The organism is Actinomadura keratinilytica (assembly GCF_039539665.1).
GTDB lineage: Bacteria > Actinomycetota > Actinomycetes > Streptosporangiales > Streptosporangiaceae > Spirillospora > Spirillospora keratinilytica.
In genome coordinates this window covers 36,919-57,091 of the sequence record NZ_BAABDO010000002.1, presented here as the reverse complement: position 1 = coordinate 57,091, position 20,173 = coordinate 36,919, and the positions used below count along the sequence as shown (strand labels likewise).

Annotated in this window: 16 protein-coding genes; 8 read left to right on the top strand and 8 right to left on the bottom strand. The window is 75.3% G+C overall.

Going from position 1 to position 20,173, the window contains the following annotated elements:
* The first annotated feature begins 255 nt into the window (after positions 1-255).
* The 3 genes from ABD879_RS00980 to ABD879_RS00970 all read left to right on the top strand — a co-directional run bounded on the left by ABD879_RS00980 (position 256) and on the right by ABD879_RS00970 (position 3,522).
* Positions 256-1,575, top strand: coding sequence for a glycosyltransferase family 4 protein (locus ABD879_RS00980; RefSeq protein WP_345016411.1), 1,320 nt, complete (start codon positions 256-258; stop codon positions 1,573-1,575).
* A gap of 74 nt (positions 1,576-1,649) precedes the next feature.
* Positions 1,650-2,432: a class I SAM-dependent methyltransferase gene (locus ABD879_RS00975; RefSeq protein ID WP_345016587.1), complete on the top strand. Its 783-nt coding sequence runs from the start codon at positions 1,650-1,652 to the stop codon at positions 2,430-2,432.
* A complete protein-coding gene (locus ABD879_RS00970) occupies positions 2,422-3,522 on the top strand; it encodes a prenyltransferase (RefSeq protein ID WP_345016410.1) in 1,101 nt (366 codons plus the stop codon). Before ABD879_RS00975 ends, ABD879_RS00970 begins: the two co-directional genes overlap by 11 nt.
* Before the next feature lie 81 nt (positions 3,523-3,603).
* On the opposite strand, the gene ABD879_RS00965 is transcribed toward ABD879_RS00970, so the two are convergent.
* Positions 3,604-4,263 (bottom strand): class I SAM-dependent methyltransferase, encoded by a 660-nt coding sequence (locus ABD879_RS00965; protein ID WP_345016585.1) that lies wholly within the window; start codon positions 4,261-4,263, stop codon positions 3,604-3,606.
* Between the two features lie 541 nt (positions 4,264-4,804).
* Between ABD879_RS00965 and ABD879_RS00960 the strand changes: the two genes are divergently transcribed.
* The 3 genes from ABD879_RS00960 (at position 4,805) to ABD879_RS00950 (ending at position 8,406) form a co-directional block, all read left to right on the top strand.
* Entirely contained in the window at positions 4,805-4,996 is a 192-nt protein-coding gene (locus ABD879_RS00960; protein ID WP_345016408.1) for a ferredoxin, read from the top strand.
* Positions 4,997-5,084: 88 nt separating this feature from the next.
* Positions 5,085-6,173, top strand: coding sequence for a Zn-dependent alcohol dehydrogenase (locus ABD879_RS00955; protein ID WP_345016406.1), 1,089 nt, complete (start codon positions 5,085-5,087; stop codon positions 6,171-6,173).
* Positions 6,174-6,399: 226 nt separating this feature from the next.
* Positions 6,400-8,406 (top strand): endonuclease/exonuclease/phosphatase, encoded by a 2,007-nt coding sequence (locus ABD879_RS00950; RefSeq protein WP_345016404.1) that lies wholly within the window; start codon positions 6,400-6,402, stop codon positions 8,404-8,406.
* Positions 8,407-8,909: 503 nt separating this feature from the next.
* Here the strand turns inward: ABD879_RS00950 and ABD879_RS00945 are convergent.
* Together ABD879_RS00945 and ABD879_RS00940 are read right to left on the bottom strand one after the other, a co-directional pair.
* The gene (locus ABD879_RS00945) at positions 8,910-12,257 is read right to left on the bottom strand and encodes a beta propeller repeat protein (RefSeq protein WP_345016402.1); all 3,348 of its coding nucleotides are present in this window, start codon (positions 12,255-12,257) and stop codon (positions 8,910-8,912) included.
* Between the two features lie 146 nt (positions 12,258-12,403).
* Positions 12,404-13,027, bottom strand: coding sequence for a DUF1707 SHOCT-like domain-containing protein (locus ABD879_RS00940; RefSeq protein WP_345016400.1), 624 nt, complete (start codon positions 13,025-13,027; stop codon positions 12,404-12,406).
* 284 nt (positions 13,028-13,311) lie between these two features.
* Between ABD879_RS00940 and ABD879_RS00935 the strand changes: the two genes are divergently transcribed.
* Positions 13,312-13,914 (top strand): Uma2 family endonuclease, encoded by a 603-nt coding sequence (locus tag ABD879_RS00935; protein ID WP_345016398.1) that lies wholly within the window; start codon positions 13,312-13,314, stop codon positions 13,912-13,914.
* Positions 13,915-14,036: 122 nt separating this feature from the next.
* On the opposite strand, the gene ABD879_RS00930 is transcribed toward ABD879_RS00935, so the two are convergent.
* From ABD879_RS00930 to ABD879_RS00910, 5 genes are all read right to left on the bottom strand, one after another.
* The gene (locus ABD879_RS00930) at positions 14,037-14,651 is read right to left on the bottom strand and encodes a GTP-binding protein (RefSeq protein ID WP_345016395.1); all 615 of its coding nucleotides are present in this window, start codon (positions 14,649-14,651) and stop codon (positions 14,037-14,039) included.
* Complete coding sequence (locus ABD879_RS00925; RefSeq protein ID WP_425549608.1) at positions 14,632-15,108, bottom strand: DUF742 domain-containing protein; 477 nt, start codon at positions 15,106-15,108, stop codon at positions 14,632-14,634. The genes ABD879_RS00930 and ABD879_RS00925 overlap by 20 nt, the downstream gene beginning before the upstream one ends.
* 1 nt (position 15,109) lies before the next feature.
* Positions 15,110-15,553 (bottom strand): roadblock/LC7 domain-containing protein, encoded by a 444-nt coding sequence (locus ABD879_RS00920; protein WP_345016391.1) that lies wholly within the window; start codon positions 15,551-15,553, stop codon positions 15,110-15,112.
* Positions 15,550-18,216 (bottom strand): nitrate- and nitrite sensing domain-containing protein, encoded by a 2,667-nt coding sequence (locus ABD879_RS00915; RefSeq protein WP_345016389.1) that lies wholly within the window; start codon positions 18,214-18,216, stop codon positions 15,550-15,552. The genes ABD879_RS00920 and ABD879_RS00915 overlap by 4 nt, the downstream gene beginning before the upstream one ends.
* A gap of 310 nt (positions 18,217-18,526) precedes the next feature.
* Complete coding sequence (locus tag ABD879_RS00910) at positions 18,527-18,925, bottom strand: roadblock/LC7 domain-containing protein (RefSeq protein ID WP_345016387.1); 399 nt, start codon at positions 18,923-18,925, stop codon at positions 18,527-18,529.
* A gap of 410 nt (positions 18,926-19,335) precedes the next feature.
* Between ABD879_RS00910 and ABD879_RS00905 the strand changes: the two genes are divergently transcribed.
* Positions 19,336-20,103, top strand: a complete 768-nt coding sequence (locus ABD879_RS00905) for a sirohydrochlorin chelatase (protein WP_345016385.1) — start codon at positions 19,336-19,338, stop codon at positions 20,101-20,103.
* Positions 20,104-20,173 lie beyond the last annotated feature (70 nt).

The following is a 20,173-nucleotide window of genomic DNA, read 5'->3' as shown; positions in this document are numbered from 1 at the left end:
GGAGCCGGATGTGCTCTTCGAAACACTCTTGGACGCTATGCCCAATACTGAACCGTCCGGTAACCTCCGCAGGCTAAGGTCTAGTTCAACAAAACGGGATAAAGGAGATGCCGGTCCGGGTCCGCGAGGTTCGCGAGGTCGGGGGGGCGTCGGCGCGTGGCTGAGGCGGCCGCGCGGCCACGGCGCCGGCACCCGGCCGAGGCATCGCCCGGGGTCCCCCTACTGGACGGGAGTGGTGCGTGAGCAGGGGCTGGCGTGGCTGAGGCAGAGCAGGCACCGCCCCGGGAGCAGGGCGGTCCGTTGCGCGTCGCACTGCTCTCCTACCGGAGCAAGCCGCACTGCGGCGGCCAGGGCGTGTACCTGCGCCATCTGACCCGCGAGCTGGTCGACCTGGGGCACACCGTGGAGGTGTTCTCCGGGCAGCCCTATCCGGAGCTGGACCGGGACGAGATCGTCCTGACCAAGATCCCCAGCCTGGACCTGTACCGGGACGACGACCCGTTCCGGACCCCGGCGCTCGGCGAGTTCCGCGACTGGATCGACGTGCTGGAGTTCGCCCACATGCGCACCGGCGGCTTCCCCGAGCCGCTGACCTTCAGCCTGCGGATGCTGCGCGAGCTGCGGCGCCGCCGCGGCGACTTCGACGTGGCGCACGACAACCAGGTGCTCGGCCTGGGCAACCTCGGCATCCCCCGGCTGGGCCTGCCGCTGGTCACCAGCATCCACCACCCGATCAGCGTGGACCGGCGGATCGAGCTGGAGGCGGCGCAGGGCTGGCTGGAGCGGTTCGGCAAGCGCCGCTGGTACGGGTTCGTGGCGATGCAGGCGCAGGTGGCGCGGCGGGTCGGGCCGGTGCTGACCGTCTCGGAGTCCTCCAAGGTGGACATCGTCAAGGACTTCCGGGTCGATCCGCGCGACATCGAGATCCTGCCGCTGGGCGTCGACACCCGGATCTTCCACCCGCGCGGCCCGCGGGTGCCCGGCCGGATCGTGGCGATGGCCAGCGCGGACGCGCCGATCAAGGGCGTGGACGTGCTGCTGCGCGCGGTCGCCAAGGTCGCCACCGAACGCGACGTGCACGTGGTCGTGGTCAGCCGCCCGCAGCCGGACGGCCCCACCGACAAGCTGGTGCGGGAGCTGGCGCTGGGCGACCGGGTGCGGTTCGTCAGCGGCATCGGCGACGAGGAGCTGGGCGAGCTGCTGGCGTCCGCCGAGATCGCGGTGGTGCCGTCCCGGTACGAGGGGTTCTCGCTGCCCGCCGTCGAGCACATGGCGTCCGGGACGCCGCTGGTGGCCAGCCGCGCCGGGGCGCTGCCGGAGGTGGTCGGCGACGCCGCGGTGCTGGTGCGGCCGGGCGACGTCGAGGAGCTGGCCGCCACGCTGCGCCGCCTGCACGACTCGCCCGCCGAGCGCGCCCGGCTGTCGGAGGCGGCGCTGGCGCGGGTGCGCGCGCGGTTCGCCTGGCGGGCCGTGGCGCAGGCGACGGTGGAGCACTACCGCGCCGCGATCCGCCAGCACCGCTACCTGCGGCTGGCCGCCGCCGCGCGCCGCGGCGACAGACGCCGGCGGCGGTAGACGGCGCCCGTCCGGGCCCGCACACCGACTGAGGGACGGCCGCGCGCGGTCCCCCGTACGGAAGGAGCACGACCCTGCTGACCGTGGATTTCCAGCGGTTCCGCGTCACCCCCGGAGAACGGGTGCTGGACATGGGATGCGGCGCCGGACGGCACGCCTTCGAGCTGTACCGGCGCGGGGCGCACGTCGTCGCCTTCGACCTGGACGCCGACGAGCTGGCCGGGGTGGAGAAGATGTTCGGCGCGATGCGCCTGGCGGGCGAGGCCCCCGAGGAGGCCACCGCGCGGACCGTCCAGGGCGACGCCCTCGACATGCCCTTCCCCGACGACCACTTCGACAAGATCATCGCGTCGGAGGTGCTGGAGCACATCCCCGACGACATGCGCGCCATGCGCGAGCTGCTGCGGGTGCTCAAGCCCGGCGGGCACCTGGCCGTCACGGTGCCGGCGTGGCTGCCCGAGCGGATCTGCTGGGCGCTGTCGGAGGACTACCACACCGCCCCCGGCGGGCACGTGCGCATCTACACCCGCGCCGAGCTGGAGGCCAAGCTGAAGGCCACCGGGTTCCGGGTGCGCGGCCACCACCACGCGCACGGCCTGCACTCCCCCTACTGGTGGATCAAGTGCGCGGTGGGCGTGAACAACGACGACCACCCGCTGGCGAAGGCCTACCACCAGCTGCTGGTGTGGGACATCATGAAGCGGCCGCTGCCGACCCGGCTGGCCGAGCGCGTGCTGAACCCGCTGATCGGCAAGAGCGTCGTCGTCTACTTCACCAAGCCCGCCGACGGTGCGCAGGACGGCGCCGGCGGGGTCGCCGCGCAGGACGCCGGCCGGGAGACCGCCGATGCCGTCTGAGGCCGTCCCGTCGGTGCCCGGCGTGGTGACCGCCGACGACATCGTCGCGACCGCGCGCAGCATCGTCGCCCAGCAGGAGCCGTCGGGCGCCATCCCCTGGTTCGCGCCGCTGGACGGCGTGCCCGGCCACGTCGACGCCTGGAACCACGTCGAGGCCGCCATGGCGCTCACCGTGGCCGGGCTGCGCGAGCACGCGCGGCGGGCCTACGAGTGGCTGCGCGGCGCGCAGCGGCCGGACGGGTCCTGGCCCGCCAAGTGGGTGCTGGGCGAGGTCACCGAGCCGGGCGGCGAGTCCAACCACGCCGCCTACCTGGCGGTCGGGGTCTGGCACGAGCTGCTGGTGACCGGCGACGAGGACTTCGCCCGGCACATGTGGCCCACGGTGCGCGCCGGCGTCGAGTTCGCCCTGGGCCTGCAGACGCGGCGCGGCGAGATCCGCTGGATGCGCGACCCGGACGGCCGCGCCGCGGGCGAGGCGCTGCTGACCGGCTGCTCGTCGATCTACCAGTCGCTGCGCTGCGCGGTGGCCCTCGCCGAGCACCTGGGCGAGCCGCAGCCGGACTGGGAGCTGGCCGCCGACCAGCTCGGGCACGTGGTGGCCGAGCATCCGGAGGCGTTCGCCGACAAGCGCCGCTGGTCGATGGACTGGTACTACCCGGTGCTGGGCGGCCCGGTGCGCGGTGAGGCCGCCGCCCGCCGCCTGGCCGAGGGCTGGGACACGTTCGTGGTGCCGGGGCTGGGCTGCCGCTGCGTGTCCGACCAGCCGTGGGTGACCGCGGCGGAGAGCTGCGAGCTGGTGATGGCGCTGGACGCGGCGGGCCGGCGGGACCGGGCGCTGGAGCTGTTCGCCACCGTCCAGCACCTGCGGCACGAGGACGGCTCGTACTGGACCGGCTGGCAGTTCGAGAACCGGCGGCACTTCCCCGGAGACCGTTCCACCTACACGGCCGCCGCGGTGATCCTCGCGGCCGACGTGCTGGCGGACGCCACGCCGGGCGCCCGCCTGTTCAAGGAGATCGGCGGGCGCCCGCTCGGGCCGTCCGCGGCCGCCGACCCGGTCGCCTGCGGCTGCGCCCTCGTCAGCGTCTGAACCGCGGCGTCTGAACCGCGGCGTCTGAACCGCGGCGTCTGAACCGCGCGCAGGGCGCCCGGGAGGGCCGCCGGGCGGGCCTTACGGCGCGGCGAGGGGGTCGCGGTCGTCCACGCGCTCCAGCACGCGCAGCGAGCCGGTGGCGCGCCGTTCGACGAACGCGCCGCTGTTCAGCGCCCGCAGGTAGATGTGCTGGTAGGGGGCCTGCCCGCCGTCCACCGGGTCGGGGAACACGTCGTGGACGACCAGCGCGCCGCCGACCATCACCCACGGCGCCCAGCCCTCGTAGTCGGCGCGGGCGTGCTCCTCGGCGTGCCCGCCGTCGATGAACGCCAGCGCCAGCGGGGTGCGCCACAGCCGCGCCACCGTGCGGGACGCGCCCACGACGGCCACCACGTGGTCCTCCAGGCCCGCCGCGCCGATCGTCTTGCGGAACGTCGGCAGCGTGTCCATCCGGCCGGTCTCCGGGTCGACCAGCGACGGGTCGTGGTACTCCCAGCCCGCCTGGTTCTCCTCCGAGCCGTGGTGGTGGTCCACGGTCACCACGACCGCGCCGGTGCGGCGCGCGGCCGCGCCGAGGTAGATGGCGGACTTGCCGCAGTAGCTGCCGACCTCCAGCAGCGGCCCGCGGCCGCCGAGGCGCGCGCCGTACTCCAGCGCCGTCTCGTACAGCGCCTGCCCTTCGGGCTCGGGCATGAAGCCCTTGGCGTTGAGCGCGGCGCGCAGCAGGTCGGGGGGCATGGGCTCATAGGCGGTGTCCACGGGCGTCCGGGCGGCGGGCGGGGCCGGTTCGGAGGGGGTTCCCGCGCCGGTGGACGCCATGGTGTCGGTCATCCGTGCCTTCTTCCGTGGTCGGTCGGCGGCCGTGGGGGCGGCGCCCGGGTAAGCCGGGTCTGCCGCGCACTCTATCCGGGCGGCGGCCCGGTCGGGCGTCCGCCTTGTGACGTCTTAGTGAAACGTGTTCTACTTCGGTGGTGGGGCAGCGGACGGCGGCACGTCCCGGCCGCCGCGGGCGCCGGCCGGGACGGCTGGACCGCGCCGCACGGCGGGCCGCACACCGCCCGCCCTCCGGGCGACCCGCATCCCGACACCACCGGAGAGCACGGAGTCCGCCCCACCCGTGACCAAACCGAATGACGTTCGCTATGTTGGCAGCCGGACCTTCCGGAGGATGATGGAAGGCGGCGGCCGGCGCGACCTGGCACCCGGGCCGCCGCTAGAACGTGTTCGCGTGCCCGTACCGCGGAACCGCGAGCCCACCGGGAAGTGAACGGAGAAGGCGATGCGCGTACGAGTCGACCCCCTGGTCTGCGAGGCCAACGCCGTGTGCGTGGGCCTGGCTCCCGAGGTCTTCGACCTGACCGACGACGACGAGCTGCGGATCCTGCTGCCCGACGTGCCGGCCGAGCACGCCGACCGCGTCCGGCACGCGGTGCGGTCGTGTCCCAAGGCCGCGCTCACCCTCGACGAGTGATCCCGGCCGTCCACCATCCTCCCTCCCCCACCCCTTTCCGCGACCCGCGCGCCCCGCGCGGCGTCCGATCCCCTCAGTGGAGGCAGCCATGGCACGTGCCGCGGTACTGCACGCGGTCGGCGACACCGAACTCGACCTGCGCGACGACGTGACCGCCGTCGCCCCCGGTCCCGACCAGGTGAAGGTCCACCTCAAGGCGACCGGCGTCTGCCACTCCGACCTGTCCACCATGACCGGCGTGCTGCCCGTCGTGCCGCCGGCCGTGCTCGGCCACGAGGGCGCCGGGGTGGTCGCCGAGGTCGGCGAGCACGTCACCCACGTCAAGCCGGGCGACCACGTGGTGGTCAACTGGACGCCCGACTGCGGCGCCTGCCCCGACTGCCTGCGCGGGCAGCCGTACCTGTGCATGACGTTCATGGCGCAGTCGTTCAGCGACCCGCGGTTCCGCATCGGCGCCGACACCCCCGCGTTCGGCATGGCGGGCTGCGGCACCTGGGCGGAGGAGATGACGGTGCCCCGGCAGGGCGTCGTCAAGATCGCCGACGATGTGCCGTTCGAGTACGCCGCGCTGCTCGGCTGCGGCATCCCCACCGGCGTGGGCGCGGTGGTCAACACCGCGCGGGTGCGGCCCGGGTCCAAGGTCGCGGTGGTCGGCGCGGGCGGCGTGGGCCTGGCGGTCATCCAGGGCGCCAAGATCGCCGGCGCGTCCGCCATCCTGTCGGTCGACCCCAACGAGGCCAAGCACCCGGTCGCCAAGCAGTTCGGCGCGACGCACGTCGCCACGCCGGACGGCCTGGACGAGACCAAGAACCTGCTGACCGGCGGCGCCGGCTTCGACTACGTCTTCGAGGTGGTCGGCAAGGCCGCGGCCATCACCACCGCCTGGAACCTCGCCCGGCGCGGCGGCGACGTCATCGTGGTCGGCGCGGGCGCGGCCGACGACAACGTCCAGCTGAGCGCGTTCGCGCTGCTGTTCGACGGCAAGAACCTCAAGGCGTCGCTGTACGGCGGCTGCGACCTCAAGCACGACATCCCGATGTTCGTCGACCTGTGGCGGGCCGGGCGCCTGGACATCGACGGCCTGATCTCCCGGCGCATCCGCTTCGAGGACCTCAACGACGCCGTGCGGGCGCTGCGCGACGGCGAGGTGATCCGCCAGGTGGTGCTGTTCGACTGACCCGGCGGCGGGGCCGGCCGTTCACCCAAGATCATCCGGGTTGTTCGGCAACCGCTTCTTCCCCGCCGACAACGCATGTCATCCTTTGTCGTGTACGGCGCCCGCCGGTCACCGGCGGGCGCCGAGCGCACCACCGAGAACACGCGCGTCAGTCGAGCATGGAGCGTGGGTGACCTACGTCGGACGGGGGCGCGGACGCCGCCCCTCAGCGCCCAGGACCCTTCTCATGGGAGCGGTGCTCGCCCTGCCCGTCCTCGCGGTGCCGACCTCCCAGGCGGCACCGCCCGAGGGTGCGGGGGTCTCCGCGCACGAGGCCGCACGGGGCGCACCGGGGGCGCAGAGCACCCCCGGCGGCGCCGCGCGCGCCGGCGCGGGCGGCACCGCGCCGTCCGCCACCGCGGGCGCCCGGCAGATCCGCATCCACGACATCCAGGGCGCCGGGCACGTGTCGCCGCTGAACGGGGCGCGGGTGAGGGGCGTGCGCGGCGTCGTCACGACCGTCACCGCCACCGGCTTTTGGATGCAGGACCCGCGGCCCGACCGCAACCCCGCCACGTCCGAGGGCATCTTCGTCTACACGCGCAACCGGCCGTCGGTGGCCGTGGCCGACGCCGTGCGCGTCGACGGCAGGGTCAGCGAGTTCCGCCCCGGCGGGAAGGCGTCGGCGACCCTGAGCCGCACCGAGATCGACGCGACCGCCACCGCGGTGGAGGCGCGCGGCGTGCAGCTGCCGGCGCCGGTGGTGCTGGGGCCGAGGGGCCGCAGGCCCCCGGGCGAGGTGGTGGACGACGACGGCCGCGGCCTGCCGCTCAACATCGAGACCCGGGGCTCGTTCGACCCGACCCGCGACGCCGTGGACTTCTACGAGACGCTGGAGGGCATGCGCGTCCGCGTGCAGGACGCGGTGGCCGTCGGCCCGACCAGCGGCGGCCGGATCCCCGTGCTGCCCGCGGGCGGCGCCGGGGCGGGCCCGCGCACCGCGCGCGGCGGCATCGTCGCCGCGGTCGGCGACGCCAACCCCGAACGGATCCTCCTCGACGACGCGCTGGCCCCGCTGCCCCCGGTGAACGTCGGCGACCGGCTGCCCGGCGCCGTCGACGGCGTGCTCGACTACGGCTACGGCGTCTACACGCTGCTGCCGACCGCGACGCCGCGCACCAAGAGCGGCGGGCTGCGGCGCGAGACGACGCGTCCGCAGCGCTCCGGCGAGCTGGCCGTGGCGACGCTGACCGTGGACGGCCTCGACCCGAGCGCATCGCGCGAGCGGTTCCGCGCCGTGGCCGCCGACATCGTGGACGGCCTGCGCTCACCCGACCTGATCACGGTGTCCGGGGTACGGGACAACAGCGGCCCCGACGACGACGGCACGGTCTCCGCCGACCAGACCGTGGCCGAGCTGATCACGGCGATCAGCGAGGCGGGCGGCCCGGACTACGACTGGCGGTCGGTGGCGCCGCGCGACAACGCCGACGGCGGCGAGGAGGGCGCCAACGACCACGTGGGGTTCCTGTTCCGCACCGACCGGGGGCTGAGCTTCGTCGACCGGCCCGCGAGCGGCTCCGGCGACGGCCTGGACCCGGCCGCGTCGCCCAGCGGCCCCGACCTGACCCGCACGTCGGTGCGCGCGCTCGCCGTGGGCGGGCAGGCCCGGCTCAGCCTCAGCCCCGGCCGCGTCGCGCCCACCGACCCGGTGTGGAGCAACGCGCGCAAGCCGCTGGCCGGTGAGATCACCTGGCGCGGGCGGCGGATCATCGTCGTGGCCAACGACTGGTACCCCAAGAGCAGCGACGACCAGCCCGAGTTCGGGCGCATCCAGCCGCCGCGCCGCCCCAGCGAGTGGCGCCGCGCCGCGCAGGCGAAGGTGGTGGCGCGGTTCGTCCGGTCGGTGCGCGCCGTGGACGGCGACGCCGACGTCATCGTCACCGGCGGCCTCAACGAGACCGAGTTCTCCGACCCGGTGCGCGCCCTCACCCGGGCGACGGGGCTGCGCAACCTGACCGACGAGCTGCCCCGCGCCCAGCGGTACACGAGCGTGTCGGCCGGGAACGCGCAGGCCCTCGACCACATCATGCTCAGCCCGTCGCTGGCGCGCCGCAAGCACGAGTACGACGTGGTGCACCGGCGGTCGGAGTTCGCCGACCGCTCCGCCGGCGACCGCGACCCGGCCGTCGTCCGCATCGACATGTCGTCCGGCAAGACCGCCGCCGCCCCGAGCACGCCCTCCGGCCAGTAGGCGGCGCGCAGACGCGGCAGGAGGCCCGCGGGCCACGGCGGGGAGCGGTGGCCCGTCTCAGGGCGCGAGACGGCGGGCTGAGGGCCGCCGACGCCTCCCTGCGCACCTGGGGAACGGTCGCGGGCGATGGTCGGCGTGCGCTGCCCGTGGGCCGCCGACCATCGCGCGCCATCCGGAGTATCGCCGTCGGCGACGCATCCGCTACATCCGCGTTTTCCGGTTCGACCGAACGCGGGGGCCTTTCCCCCGATAACCGGTGCGCCGGGAGCGCGGGGGTCATGACGACATTGCCCGCGTGTTCAGACATTCATTGCGTTTCGGTCATAGACCGCCCATCGCCCGAAGAGCTAGGTTTCGGGCATGAGCAAAGCTGGATGCAGTTGTGGACACGGCGGCGGATGCTCCTGCCCGAAGGGCTGCGCCTGCGGGTGCAACGGCTGAGCCGCCGCCTTCCGTAACCGAACCGCTACCCCGAACGAGACCGCTCCGGGCGTGGACGCGGGTCACGGGGCGGTCGTCCGCCACAAGGTGGACGTCTCACCCCGGTGGTCGGCGTTCACGCCCACGGCGAGCACGTCCCCGCCCACCGCGGCCAGCGCGGTGAGCCGCTGGTCCCCCGGCCCGTCCAGGCCGGTGCCGCGCGCCGGGACGCGCCGCCACGTCACCCCGTCCGCCGAGGCCCACATGGCCGCGTCCTGCGCGCCGTTGCGGCCGACCGCGCCGGCCACCACGAACCCCTTGGGCGTCACCGCGGACGAGGTGAGCTCCGACGCCTCCTCGGCTCCCGCGGGCACGCTCGTACGCCACGTGCGGCCGCCGTCGGACGACACCCCGATGAACCCCAGCCACCGCGCGGGCTTGCCCGCGGTCTGCGGCGTGGTTCCCCAGCCGAGCCCGACGAGGACGTCGCCGCGCGCCACGATCTGGTGGAACGCCCCCGACGCGACCCCCGACGGCAGCGGCGGCGGCGCGACGGCCGACCACTTCACGCCGTCCTGGGACGTCCACACCGCGGGCCGGTAGGAGACGGGCTTGGCGGGCTTGCGGCCGTTGCCCGCGGCCGTCTGGCGGCCGCCGACGGCCACGTAGCCCTTGGCGGTGGCCGTGACGTCCCGCAGCCACGCGCGGCCGTCCAGATCGCCCTTGCCCGCGTTCGAACCGCGCTTCCAGGTCTTGAGGTCGGTGGAACGCCACACGGCGGCCTTCCCCCCGGACGCGCCGACGACGACGTAGCCGGACGGCCCGGACGTGACACCGTCCACCATGTTGCCCCGCACCCCGGGGAACGGGGTCTTGCGCCACGTCACCCCGTCCGCGGACCCGGCCACCAGGGGTGTCACCTTCCCGTCGGGGGCGGTGACGCGTCCGACGGCGAGCCACCCCTTGGCGCCGTAGGCGACGTCGCCGAACCGCTGCCGCGGCTGGCGCGGCCCGCCGACCGCCTTGCCCGCGCGCAGGTCGGGCGTCTGCGCGCGCGCCCAGGCGCCGGGGTCCGCCGCGGGCGCGCTCCACACCGCCCCGCCGCCGCCCGTGCTGCCCACGGCGACGACGCGTCCCGCCCCCACGCTCATGGACGTGACGGCGCGTTCGGGGCGGATCGCCCCCGGCACCTTGGCCAGGTCCACCACGTTCACCGGCCGGGCCGCCGCCTCGCCCGACAGCGCCAGGTAGGGGTCGTCGCCCCGCCGCCCGGTGAGGACGGCGGCGGCGCCCGCCGCGACCGTCAGCCCGCTGACGGTGAGCCCCGAACCGGGGGCGGCGGCCATGGCCCCCACGTCGCCGCCGGGCCGCCAGGTGCGCCCGTCGCCGCTGCGCAGCACCGTCCCGGCGCCGCCCTTGCCGCGCACCAGGACCGCCAGGCCGGTGGACGACCCCGCCAGCCGCGCCACTCCCCCGTACGACGGCACCGACACCTGCCCGGCAGGCGCCCACGTGCGCCCGTCCGCCGAGAAGAACACCACGCCGTAGCGGGTGATGGTGCGGCGCTTCTTCACCTTGGTGACGCGCCAGCCCTCACGGGCGACGTACACGCCGCCGGGGCCGGACGCCAGCCCGATGGTCGAGCCGTAGGAGCCCTGCGCCTGCGGCACGGTCACCGGGGTCCACGTGCGCCCGCCGTCGGCCGTCAGCCACAGCCCCTCGCCGCGCTGCGTGACGGTCTGCTTCCTGCGCTTGCCCTTGCGGGTGACGGTCTTGGTGACCTTCCGGGAGAACCGGCCGTGCGCCACCAGGGCGCCGTTGCCGGTCGCCGCCACCCGGTCCAGTCCGGTGATCTCGCCGTTCGCCGGGCGGTCGACGCGCTGCCAGGACCGGCCGTCGGCCGAGGTCCACAGCACGGCCCGCTGGTCGCCCCGGAACGTGCCGCTCGGCGAGTTCGCGCCCACGGCCGCGAACCCGGCGGACGTGCGGACCAGCGCGTTGATCCGGTCGCCCGGCCGGAAAGCCGCGCCGGCGTTGGTCGCCTCGCGCGTCCAGACGCGGCCGTCCCGGCTGGTCCACACGGCCACGCCCGCGGCCGCGGCGGCCGCGCCGGCCTGCGGGGCGGCCTGCCCCAGCGCGGCCCACCGTCCCGAGCCGCCCGCGATGTGCCGGGGCTGGTCGCCGGGCGCCGGCTCGCCGCCGCCCGCGGCCTTCACCTGGGCCAGCCGCCAGCTGCGCCCCGCGTCGCCGGAGAACAGGAACTGCGCGCGCTCCCGGCCCGCGGCGCCGTCGCCCGCCTTCTCGTTCCCGGCGGCCACGACGGTGCCGCCGGACGCCGCCACGGCCGACAGCTCCTGCACCAGGCCGTCCGTCACGGCCGCCGGATCGGTGCCGAACAGGCGGTCGGCCGCGACGGCCGCGGGCACCGCCGGCCCGGCCTCGTCGTCGCCGCTCCCGGTCGCGTACACGCCCGCCGCCACGACGACCACGACGACGGCCGCGGCCCCGGCGCCCACCAGCCGCCTGCGTCCGCTCGCCGCGGCCGGGGCGGTGCTCTGCGCCTCCGCCGCCTTCGGCTGCGTCTTCGGCTTGGTCTGCGTCTTCGGCTTGGTCTGCGTCTTCGCCTTCGGCTGTGTCTTCGCCTGCGTCTTCGGCTGTGTCTTCGGTTTTGCCTTCGCCTGCGACTCGGTCTTCGGCTTGGCCGCCGCCTTCGACTTGGCGGCCGCGGTCGCCTTCTGCCCGGCCTTCGGCTTGGGGGCGGTCTTCGACTTCGCCTGCGGCCCGGCCTTCGGCTTGGCGGTCGTCTTGGGCTTGGGCGCCGCCTTGGGCGCTGCCTTGGGCGCCGCCTTGGAGGCCGCCTTGGAGGCCGCCTTGTCCTTGGAGGCGGACTTGGGCGCCGCCTTGGACGCGGACTTGGAGGCGGGCTTGGGCTCCGTCTTGGGCTTTGCGGCGGTCTTGGACGCGCCCTTCGGCTTGGCTGCGGACGCGGGCTCGGCGTCGGCCTCGGCCCGCGGCTTCGGCTCGCTCTTCGCCTTCGGCTCGGCCTTCGCCTTCGGCTTCGGCGCCGGCTTGGCCGCGGCCTTCGGTTTGGACTCGGCCTTCGGGGAAGCGGCCGCCGACTCGGCGGGCTTGCCCGGCTTGGGATCGGCAGGCTCGGCCGCCTCGTCCGCGTCCGGCCAGGGCACGCCCGCGCGGCGCCAGGCCTCCTCGGCGCGCTGCCAGGGGGACGGGACGTTCTTCGCCCGCCCGCCCCTGCCCCGGGACGGACGGCCGCCGGGCGCGGGCGTCTCGCCGAGCGTGTCGGGGGCGCTGAAGGCCAGCCGCTGCCTGATCCGGCGGGAGGCCCTCGGGCCGGACAGGTCGGGCCCCGGGGAAGGATCCGTCCCCGCCTGTGGCCGGGCACTGTCCTGCTCAGGGGTCTGTGCCGTCACTCCCGCTCCTTCACACGCGCAGCGGTCCCGCAGGACCCGTCGGTGCCGACTCGGCGATGGAACACCATCCAACCGCGTCACGTCAGTCTCTGTACCGACAACCGCCGGATCGCCGGTCAAAGGTATCGCGGAGCGTTTATATCGCCTCAGGCCAGGCGAAGTTGATCTTTTGCCTCGATCGACCCCTTGTAGGCGATGCCGTGCACCCGCACGACGGGAGCGTCGGGGCCGGCGGCGGCCGTGTGCACGTCGGCGGACACGCCCAGCCCGCTGATCTCCAGGCGCACGTTCGGCGGGACGACGATGTCGACGTTCGACTTGTAGGCGACCACCCGCACGACCGTGACCGCCGAGGACAGCTCGACCGACCTCAGGTCGAGCAGGCATCCGCCCTTGTAGGCCACGACGGTGTACCGCTCGGGCAGGCGCCAGCGCCCGGTGCGGCGCACGCTGCTCTTGTAGGCCATCTGCCAGCGGCCCACCAGGCCGGTGCGCTGCGCCGGGACGACGCGGGCCCGCGGGGCGCCCGAGGCCGGGCCGTCCGGCGCGGTCCAGCCGGCGCCGGGCAGGTCGGCGGTGAGGCGGTCGAGGTCGGCGTAGGTGCGGGCGGCCAGCACCAGGTCGATGCGCTCGTCGAGCTCGGCCTCGGTCAGCCGCCCCTCGGCGAAGGCGGTGTGCAGGCGGACGAGGCGCTCGTCGCGGTCGCGGTCGGAGACGCGCAGAGATGACCCGGCCGGTTGCGCGGGCCGCGGCCGCTGCTCGACAGTCATGGCATCTCCCCTTCGCGTCCTTGCGCGGCACCGGGCGGGACGCCGCTTCCGGCATCCGGAGGGACGGCGCCGCCGGCGAGCCTGCACCCTCCCGCCACCGGAGGGTCAAGCCGAGTCGACCTTGGACGGATAAATCGAGATACATCGTAACTCGGCGTTGCTCGCCCGGCGAGAGATATCGGGTCGGACGCGCGCCCTGCACCCGTCCGCGCGGACGGTCCGTTACATTCGCGATACGGCAGGTGATCAAGAAGGCCCGGTGCTCGGGAAGGGGGGCGTGTCCCGTGGTGCACTCGGTCGGCCGCGCGTTCGGCCCGTACACCCTCTACGACCTGGACGCCATGCCCGAGGACGACGGGCGCCGCTACGAGCTGGCGGACGGCTGGCTGACCGAGCTGCCCGGCGACGTGTGGCACGACCACGCCGCCGCCCGGCTGCGCGACATCCTCAAGGACGCCGCCGGGCGGGCCGGCGCGGACGTGCACGTGGCGGGCGCGCCGCAGGACGTCATCACGCCGCGCGGCGTCCGCAAGCCCGACGTGTTCGTGGTCGGCCGGGAGGTGGCCCGGGCCGCGCTGGAACGCCGCAGCCGCTGCTACTACGGCCCCGACCTGCTGCTGGTCGCCGAGGTCGTCACGCCCCGCACCGGCAGCGAGCGGATCGACCGGTGCGCGAAGGTCGCCGAGTACGCCGCCGCGGGCATCCCGCACTACTGGATCGTCGACCTGGAGCCGCGGCCCGCGGTGACGCTGCTGGAGCTGACCGCCGAGGCGCGGGACGGCGCCGCGTACCGCACGCACGCCCGCGTCAGGGCGGGCGAGGAGCTGGCGGTCGGCCGGCCCTTCCCCATCGGCTTCGACCCGGCCCGCCTGTCCGAGATGGAGTGAGGCCGTCCGCAGCGCGGACGGGCCGCAGGCGCCGGCCCCGGCGGGACGTGGCAGGCCGCCCGTCCCGCCGGGGCCGGAAAGGCGCCGGTGCGCCGCGCGGCGGCGGCCGGACCGGCGGCGGTTCAGTGGGTGAGCGCGCCCGGGTCGCGGCGGCTGCTCATCGACCGCATGATGTGCTCCACCAGCGTGATCAGCACCTGCTTGGCCGATTCGCGGTCGCGCACGTCGCAGTCGATGACCGGCACGTACGACGGCAGGTCCAGGGCGTCGCGCACCTGCTCGGGCGAGTGCCGGGTGGCACCCTCGAAGCGGTTGACCCCGATGATGAACGGGACGCCGCGGCGCTCGAAGTAGTCCACCGAGGCGAAGCAGTCGGCCAGCCGCCGGGTGTCGACGAGCACCACCGCGCCCAGCGCGCCCTTGGCCAGCTCGTCCCACATGAACCAGAACCGGTCCTGGCCCGGCGTGCCGAACACGAACAGCACCAGGCCGTTGGGCAGCGTGATGCGCCCGAAGTCCATGGCCACCGTCGTGGTCGTCTTGTCCTGGACGGCGGTGGTGTCGTCGATCCCGATGCTCTTTTCGGTGAGCGCCTCCTCGGTGCGCAGCGGCCGGATCTCGCTCACCGCGCTCACCAGCGTGGTCTTGCCGACTCCGAACCCGCCGGCCACCAGGATCTTGACGGTCAGCGCGGAATCGCCCGGCGGCGGGCCCGCGTCAGAGCGCACGGATTCCATCGATCACTTCCTTGAGTACGCGCTCGCTGGGGAACTGGGCCACCGGCGCGGGTCGGCGGACCTGGATCAGCGAGCGGTCGAGCAGGTCGCCGAGCAGAACCCGGACGACCCCGAGGGGGAGTTCAAGTTCCGACGCTATCTCGACAACCGACAGCGGGGTGTGGCAAAGTGCCAAGATCATTTCATGTTCCGGCTCCGGTGCCCAATGAGCCGCCTCCGGGGGCGCCCCCGGACCGGCCGGACCCTGCTCCGCGGCGTCGCCGCCCGAGGTGAGCCCGGCCGCCGCCGCCTCGTCGGTGACGATCAGCGCGACCATGTCGAACTGCTCGGCGCGCTGGTGGTCCGTGCGGCCCCCGGTGAGCGCATACGGGCGCACCACGGGCCCGGCCGACTCGTCGTGCCAGGCCGGCGGCCGGCGCCCCGCGGCGCCGGGGCCGGTGGGATGCGGGCCCGCCATGTCACGCGCCACCCGGCTCGGCACCCACCCGCGGGTCGGCCGACAGATGCTGCCCGACCCGCGTGACCAGCATCGCCATCTCGTAGGCGATGACGCCGAGGTCGGCGCCCGCGTCGGCGAGCACCGCCAGGCAGGCGCCCTGCCCGGCGGCGGTGACGAACAGGAACGCCGACTCCATCTCCACGATGGTCTGCCGCACCGGGCCGCCGCCGAAGCTCTCCCCGGCGCCGCGCGCGAGGCTCTGGAAGCTGGCCGCCACCGCCGACAGGTGGTCGGACTGCTCGGCCTCCAGCCCGCTGGAGGAGGCGATGCGCAGGCCGTCGCTGGACAGCACGACCGCGTTCTGCACCTTCGCCACCCGCTGGACCAGGTTGTCGAGCAGCCAGCTCAGCTCACCGTTGGGTCCGCCCGCAGTGTCCGTGCCGGCCTGCTGGGATTCTGTCATCGGCTGTCGTCCTCCTGGGCTCGGGGAGATTGGGCTGGGGGCGGCGGGGCGCCGTCCCGCTCCGCCTCCTGGCGGCCGCGTTCCCATCCGCGCTGCATCGCCGACAGCATCGTGCGCAGGCTGTCGGGCGAGCGCTGCGGGTCCGCGGCGGCCGGGGCGGCGGCGGGCTCGGCGGGCGGGGCGTCCGCCTGCGGGACGGGCGGAGCGGGCAGGGGCCCCGTGCCGGCGGGCGGGACGCCGTCGTCCGGGGGACGCAGCGCCGCGGCGGCCAGGTCGGCGTCCACCTTCTCGCGCAGCTGGGGCACCAGGTGGGTCTGGCGCCTGCGGCGCGGCAGCCCGTCCTCGGTCAGGAGCGGCTCCCGGTCCGCCGCGGGCGGCCGCCGCTCCTCGGCGGATGCCCCGGTGGCGGGGGACGTCTCATCGGCGGGCGCCCCTGCGGCCGGGGGCGCCTCTGCGGCGGGAGGTCCGCCGACGGGCGGACGTCCCGTGCGGCGCCGCCGCCGCAGCTCGTCCGACGCCCCGTCACCGGCCGCGGGCTGCAGCGCGGGCGCCTCGGACCGCCCGGACCGCCCGGACGGCGCGGGCGGCTCGGACGGACCGGCCACCAGCCGCATGACGCCCTGCTGCCCGGTCGCGGCGGCCGGCGCCGAGGCGGGCGCCGCGACCACCACGGGCTGCGGCACCCGCCGCTCCTGCTCGCCCGCGGGCCGCCGGACGGGCGGATCCTCGGGCTCGACGATCAGCGACGACGGCAGCAGCACGATCGCGGTCGTCCCGCCGTACGGGGAGGGCCGCAGCGTGACCTGGATGTCGTGGCGGCGGGCCAGCCGCGCCACCACGAACAGGCCGAGGCGGGCGCTGTCGGCGGGGTCGAACTCCGGCGGGTCGGCCAGCCGCTCGTTGGCCAGCCGCACCGCCTCGGCGGACATGCCGAGCCCCCGGTCCTCGACCTCGATGGCGAAGCCGCTGGCCACCGGGTGCCCGCTGACCCGCACGGGCGACTGCGGCGGGGAGAAGGTGGTGGCGTTCTCCACGATCTCGGCCAGCAGGTGCACCACGTCGGCGACGGCGGATCCGGCCAGCGCCAGCCGGGGCAGCGGCTGCACCCGGACCCGCGGGTAGTCCTCCACCTCGGCGACCGCGCCGCGCACCACGTCCACCAGCGGCACCGGTCGGCGCCAGCCGCGGCCGGAGGGGCGGCCGGCCAGGATGACCAGGCCCTCGGCGTGCCGCCGCATGCGGGTGGCCAGGTGGTCCAGCCGGAACAGGTCGGCCAGCTCGGCGGGGTCCTCGGTGCGGTGCTCCATCTCGTCCAGCAGGCTGAGCTGGCGGTGCAGCAGCGCCTGGTTGCGGCGGGCCAGGTTGACGAACACCTCGTTGAGGCCGCGCCGGGCGTCGACCTCGGCGGCGGCGGCCAGCAGGACCGCCTCCCGGGCGCGCGCGAACGACTCGGAGATCTGCCGGATCTCGTCGATCTGGTAGTGGGCCTCGGGTTCCTCGTCGGTCGTGCGGATGGGCCGTCCGGCGCGCGCGTCCTCGGCGAGCTGGGGCAGCCGCCGCTTGGTGAAGTCGACGACGCGGGCGGCCAGCGTGCGGCACTCGCGCAGCAGCCGCCGCGACACGCGCGCCGCGACCACCACGGACAGCACCAGCGCGACCAGGCCGAGGCCGCCGGCGACGGCGAGCCGGGCGAACACGCCGATGGCGATGCCGCGGGCCCGCTCGGTGACGCCGTCCAGCACCTGGTTCTCAAAGCCGTAGAGCCGGTCGAGGACGGAGACGGCGGCCGCGTTCCAGTCCACCGCGCCGACGGGCGGCGTCATGTGCGCGGAGGAGTCGGCCGCGGTGCCGGCGCGCGCCGTGCGGGCCGTGCTCTCGGCGCGGCCGGCGGTGCGCGCGGCGGTGCGCCCGGTCGGCTCGGCCGCGTGCAGGACCCGCTCCTCCAGGGTGCGCAGCCGGGAGAACTGCGGCATGGCGACCAGCCGGTCGTAGCGGACCCGGTCGGCGGTGTTCAGGCTCGGCACCGCGTCGGCGTAGGCGTACCGCTGGACGCCGGTGAACTGGGCGAACTGGGCGCGTTCGGCGGCGGTCAGGCGGCCCGCCGCCAGCACGCCGGCCATCAGGGCGTCCTCGCGGGCCAGGTACTCGCGGCCGCGGGTGAGCTCCAGCAGGACGCGGGCCTCGGCGGCGATGCGCGGGTCCTCGGGGGTGACGGCCCCGTAGACGCCGAACGCGGCGTCGATGATCTGCGAGTAGTCGTTCAGGATCCGGGTGCGGTCGGCGTCGCGCCCGTCGACCAGGCGGCGGATGTCGTCCAGCTCGCCCAGCTCCCGCAGCAGCCCGTCCAGGCGCGCGCGGACGGGGGGTTCGAGCGTGTCGCCGGCTGCGGGGTCCTTTCTATAACGCTCCACGGTCGCCCTGGCCCCGTCGGTGGCCCGGCGCTGGGCGGCCAGCTCGGACTGCCGGGCCGCGGAGCGGGCGCCCAGGGCGGCCAGCGACAGGCGGCGCTCCTTCTGCAGCGCGTCGACCAGCCGCTGGGTGGGCAGCAGCGTCCGGTTCTGGAACCGGTCGCTGTCCAGCAGGGCCTTGGCGTCGCCGAAGCTGATGGCGGTGAGGTAGGCCCACAGCGCGACCAGCGACAGCAGCGGGACGAGGAGCATCATCGCGATCCTCGACCGGATGGAGGTCAAGCGCCGGGCCCTCACGGTTGGCACACCAGGCGTACGCGGGCGGTCGAAGGCAACCGGGGGGACGACATGCTGGTGAACCTCCCGAATGCGGGTTCTACGGGGGTCTGCCGGAGCCTACTACGGCGGCCCGGCAGTGCCGATCTTCGGGGCGGCGCGCCGTGACGGGCCGAACGCCGAACGTCAGGCCCTATGGGCGCACGAAGGCGCGCCCCGCCGCACCGACCGCCTGGCCGGCGCGTTCGGGACGGCGGGACGGCCCGCCCGCGGGCCACCGGGCATCCCCTCAGGCGAACCTCGGATCGACCTGCATGTGCGCGCCCACCCGCTTGATCAGTACGGCCATCTCGTAGGCGATCAGCCCGGCGTCGGCCTCGGCCTCGGCGAGCACGGCCAGGCAGGAGCCGTCGCCCGCGGCGGTCACGAACAGCAGGACGTTGTCCATCTCGATGATGGTCTGGCGGACGTTGCCGCCACCGAAGTGCCGTCCGGCGCCCCGGGCGAGGCTCTGCACGCCGGCGGCGAGCGCCGCGAGGTGCTCGGCGTCCTCGCGGGCCAGCTCACGGGAGGCGGCGACAGCGAGGCCGTCCCTCGACAGCAGCACCGCCTGCCGGACCGCCGGCACACGCTCGGCGAAGTCGTTGACCAGCCAGTTCAGCTCACCGGTCGCGGTGTTGTGCGTCATCTTTCCCTCGTCGGTCGGCAGGCTCCCGGCGTCCGCGTCGGCCGATTTCGGACGCGTCCCCGGCCCCTGAAAGCGCCGCAGACATTACCAGTCGCTATGCGCCATTTCCACGGATTCGCCATTTGGCACGCCGAGGGACGCCGACCCCACCTCCCGACACAGATGTCTTATTTGTGCAATTAGTCCGAATTGGCACTCGGTGTCGTACGGCCGAAGCGCAGGTCGCGGGCGTCCGTGCGGCCGACCCCGGGCCTGTGCCATGATGCCCTGAAACGCCGAGCCGTCCGCGTGCGACGGCCGACGGCGTTACGATTCCCGCCGTGAGTCCCGAAACCCAGGCATCCGAGGCACTTCCGTCGAGACGCCGCCGCACGCCCCGCGGCGGCCGCCACCGGGGTACCGAATCCTTCGTGCTCCCCCCGGGCGCGCCCCCGCTCGTCCTGGCCGTCCCCGGTTCCGCCACGGGCGCCGGCGGCACGATCGCGGCCGAGCTGGCCGTGCTGGTGGAGACCGAGCAGACCGGGCAGCCCGCCCTGGTCGGCCACCTTGAGGGCGAGGACAAGTCGCTGCGCTCGGTCCTCGCGGGCGTGCGCCAGCAGCGCCCCGAGGAGCCCGCCGCGGTGGTGGTGCCGCTGCTGACCGGCCCGCACCCCCAGGTCGACCCCCTGCTGCGCGAGGCGGTGGCCTCCGCACCCCAGCCCGTCCTGCTCGCCGAGCCGCTCGGCCCGCACCCGCAGATCGCCGCCGCGCTGCACGAGCGGCTGGCCGAGGCCGGGCTGGCCCGCGCCGACCGCATCCGCATGATGAGCATGGTGACGGCCGCCAGCGGCTTCCTCGTCGTCACGCCCGGCGAGCAGCCCGCGCTGCGGCAGGCCGAGGTGACCAGCGTGCTGCTGGCCTCCCGGCTGGCCGCCCCGGTGTTCACCGCCCTGCTGGACGACCCCGCCGGCATCGACGCCGCCGTACGGCAGCTGCGCGACGCGGGCGCCAACCGGCTGGCGCTGGCCCCGTACATCATCAACGGCGAGCCCTACCGGGAGGCCATCGCGAACGCCGCCGCCCGCGCCGGCGCCGAGTACGCCGCCCCGATCGGCGCCCACCCGGCCCTGGCGGAACTGGCCGCCCTGCGCTACACCGAGGCCATGGAGCGTGCCCTCACCGCCCTGGAGCGCCGCTGACGGCACGCGCCGTCCGCTCGCGGCGAGCGGCCCCGGGGTCCGTGCCGCCCCGCCATGCCGCCGCGCCCGA